Source organism: Nostoc sp. CHAB 5836, from assembly GCF_020829445.1.
Taxonomy (GTDB): domain Bacteria; phylum Cyanobacteriota; class Cyanobacteriia; order Cyanobacteriales; family Nostocaceae; genus Nostoc.
This window is the reverse complement of the sequence record NZ_JAIVFV010000345.1, coordinates 1-3080: the sequence shown is the minus strand read 5'-3', so window position 1 is coordinate 3080 and position 3080 is coordinate 1. Positions and strand designations below refer to the sequence as shown.

The window sequence follows — 3080 nt, the reverse complement described above, 5'->3', positions numbered from 1 at the left end:
AGTGGGCCGCTTTTCGTGTGACACCCATTCTGTATGGCTTTGAGTACTGTCCCTGCACACTGATGTCACAGATTAACTGTGCCGCTTTTTGTGACATTAACGGAAACACAAGGGTTCTGGGTGTTGCTAACATCATGCCGCTTTTTGTGACATCTATACACAGCAAGGTTTTTGGATGTCACGGCACACCTGCCGGAATTCTGTGCCACTTTGCGACAGAGCAGTGCAAAAAAAAGAGCAGCTAGAATTCAGGAGTCTAGTCTTATAAAACTAATCTTACTAACAACAACATTCAAATAATAGAGAATCGTTTAAAACTCCCAAAGTTAGGATGGATAAAGTTTCAGAAGTCTCAGGAAATTACTGGGAATCTAGTGAACGTTACCGTAACTCGCACTACAAGCGGTAAGTATATTGCTAGTAACCCAAGTTGCTAGTTATGCTGATAGGCGATCGCAACGAGGTCATTTAAGGAATAAAATCCCCTCCAGAGAGAAATTAGGAGGGGTTTATGCTAAATGAAATTATTGCGATCTATGTTATCACTGATGACCTTTTAAAGGCGATTGGGCATAAAGATGATATGAGGTGTCAAATGAGTGATGCAGAAATTATTACTACGGCATTGATTGCAGCAATTTTCTTTAATGGTAATCACAGTAAAGCTTGTGCTTATATGGGCGACCATAATTTGATACCAAAAATGTTAGAAAAGTCACGTTTTAATCGACGATTACACAGGCTTTCGATGTTAATTAACGATTTATTTCATCAAATAGGAATGATACTGAAAGAAAGTAGTAATTGTACTGAATATCTTTTAGACTCATTTCCAGTGCCGATGTGTGACAATATTCGGATATTTCATGCCTTGTTATTACATTCAGAGGATTATAGAGGTTACATTGCATCAAAGAAACGCTACTTTTACGGAGTTAGAGTCCAGTTATTGACGACGAAAAATGGTATTCCGGTTGAATTTGTATTTTTACCAGGTAGTGCAAATGATGTGCGTGCGTTAAACGCATTACCTCTGAATCTTCCCCCTGGCAGTGAAGTATATAGTGATTCTGCTTATACTGACTATACAGCAGAAGATGATTTAAACGATTCGAGTCAAATATCCCTGAAAGTTATGCGTAAAAAGAATTCTAAGCGTCAAGATCCACCATGGGAGAAATATATCAAACAATGTACTAGACACTACATAGAAACCGTTTTTAGTGGCATTACTTGTGTTTTCCCAAAATCAATACACGCAGTTACTTATGAAGGGTTTTTACTTAAGCTACAAGCATTTATTTTTTCTTTTACTCTTCAAAAAGCTTTTATTGAATAAGTAATTTATACGACTTAAAATTATTTAAGTAGCTAAATTCTGGCAATAAGTACAAGGCACGTTGGCGCTACGCGCCAACGCCACTTTGTTGTAAGCGATCGCATGAATTAAGCGGCAACAAGCATACATCAGTTGATAACCCGCAACTTGGGTTAGTATTTTGTGCGAAACAGAGATAGAAAAACATCCCCAAGTAACACAAAATATTGGTTTAGACTTGGGCATTAAGTCAGGGTTAGCGCGTCTCAAACGCTATTGACAAGCGGACTTGCCTGATCAGCAATCAGGTTGGAAACAAAGTGGCACTATCCGGGCTAGGGTAAGATTTAATCCATCTAGGTGCAAGGTTCGAGTAATGCCAGCAGGATTTGAGAACAAGAAAAGCAAAACCAAAGCATCTTTTACACCCAGTGTAAATACCAAAGACATTACCACTAAGTTTCAGGAATACTTCACACAAATAAAAGACCCCAGAGTGGAAAGGACAAGATATCATTTACTCACAGATATCATCACCATAGCGATTTTGGCAGTAATAGCAGGAGCGTCAGGTTGGGAAGATATTGAGGAGTATGGAATCAGTAAACAGGAGTGGTTGAAAACGTTTTTGGAACTACCATTGGGAATACCCAGCCCCGATACTTTTAGGAGGGTATTTGAAAGAATTAACCCAAAAGAATTTGAACAATGTTTTCGGCAGTGGGTTCAATCATTGGTTGAGAAATTGGGAGTAGAAGTAGTAGCCATAGATGGCAAAACTCATAGAGGCTCTTATGACCGAGAATCAAAACTAAAAGCCTTGCACACAGTTAGTGCATGGTCGAGTGAACATCGTTTAGTTTTGGGACAAACAAAGGTCAGTTCTAAATCAAATGAAATCACTGCAATTCCAGCACTATTGGACATATTAGACATCTCTGGCTGCATCATTACCATTGATGCGATCGGTACACAGAAATTGATTGCCGAGAAAATTATTGCAGCTAATGCCGATTATATTCTGAGTCTGAAAGATAATCACCCAACACTCCATCAACAAGTAAAAAATTGGTTTGAGGCAGCACAATCCATTGGATTTAAAGATATTGATATCAGTATTAATCAACGTATTGAAAAAGGACATTACCGCATCGAAAAACGTACAGTTTACACCGTACCTGTGTCGCAGATTCCTGGACTTTATCAACTAGATTTATGGGGAGGACTCAAAACAATAGTCATGGTAGTACGTTCGATTCAGCATTGGAATAAAACAACACACGAAGTACAATTTTACATTACTAGCCTTATTAATGATGCAAACAAGATTGCTAGTGCAATTCGACAGCATTGGGGAATAGAAAATTCTGTTCATTGGACATTGGATGTTACCTTCGGTGAGGATGAATGCCGAATTCGTTCTTTACACAGTCCACAAAACTTTGCTTTACTACGTCGCATTGCTCTTAATGCATTAGAGCGAGAATCGTCTTTTCGTCGCAGTATTCGCCAAAAATCACGACGGGCAGCTATGAACGATCGCTATATGCTTTCTGTGTTAGCTGCGGCTCTCTCAAACTCAGTACCTCTGCCATAAATCCTCCTGTCAATAGGGTTTGAGACGCGCTAACCCTGTACGTGCTACCGTTGTCATGATGAGATTTGTCATAGTTCAATCAACTGGACTAAGAACCCTAGTAATCCCGTTTGGGGCAATCGTAATACTGACGAATTTATTACGAGATTAAGGCTGGGATATCAA

At 39.2% G+C, this 3080-nt stretch carries 3 protein-coding genes; 2 read left to right on the top strand and 1 reads right to left on the bottom strand.

Annotated elements, in window-relative coordinates; genetic code table 11:
* Positions 1-511 precede the first annotated feature (511 nt).
* On the top strand, positions 512-1339 hold the full coding sequence (locus tag LC605_RS32140; protein WP_229551421.1) for an IS982 family transposase: 828 nt from the start codon (positions 512-514) through the stop codon (positions 1337-1339).
* 24 nt (positions 1340-1363) lie between these two features.
* On the opposite strand, the gene LC605_RS32135 is transcribed toward LC605_RS32140, so the two are convergent.
* Positions 1364-1564 carry a hypothetical protein gene (locus tag LC605_RS32135; RefSeq protein ID WP_229551420.1) on the bottom strand — a complete coding sequence of 67 codons (201 nt, stop codon included), beginning with the start codon at positions 1562-1564 and terminating at the stop codon, positions 1364-1366.
* A 130-nt stretch (positions 1565-1694) separates the two neighbouring features.
* Here LC605_RS32135 and LC605_RS32130 point away from each other — a divergent pair, with 130 nt between their 5' ends.
* Complete coding sequence (locus LC605_RS32130; RefSeq protein ID WP_229551419.1) at positions 1695-2915, top strand: ISAs1 family transposase; 1221 nt, start codon at positions 1695-1697, stop codon at positions 2913-2915.
* The last annotated feature ends 165 nt before the right edge of the window (positions 2916-3080 follow it).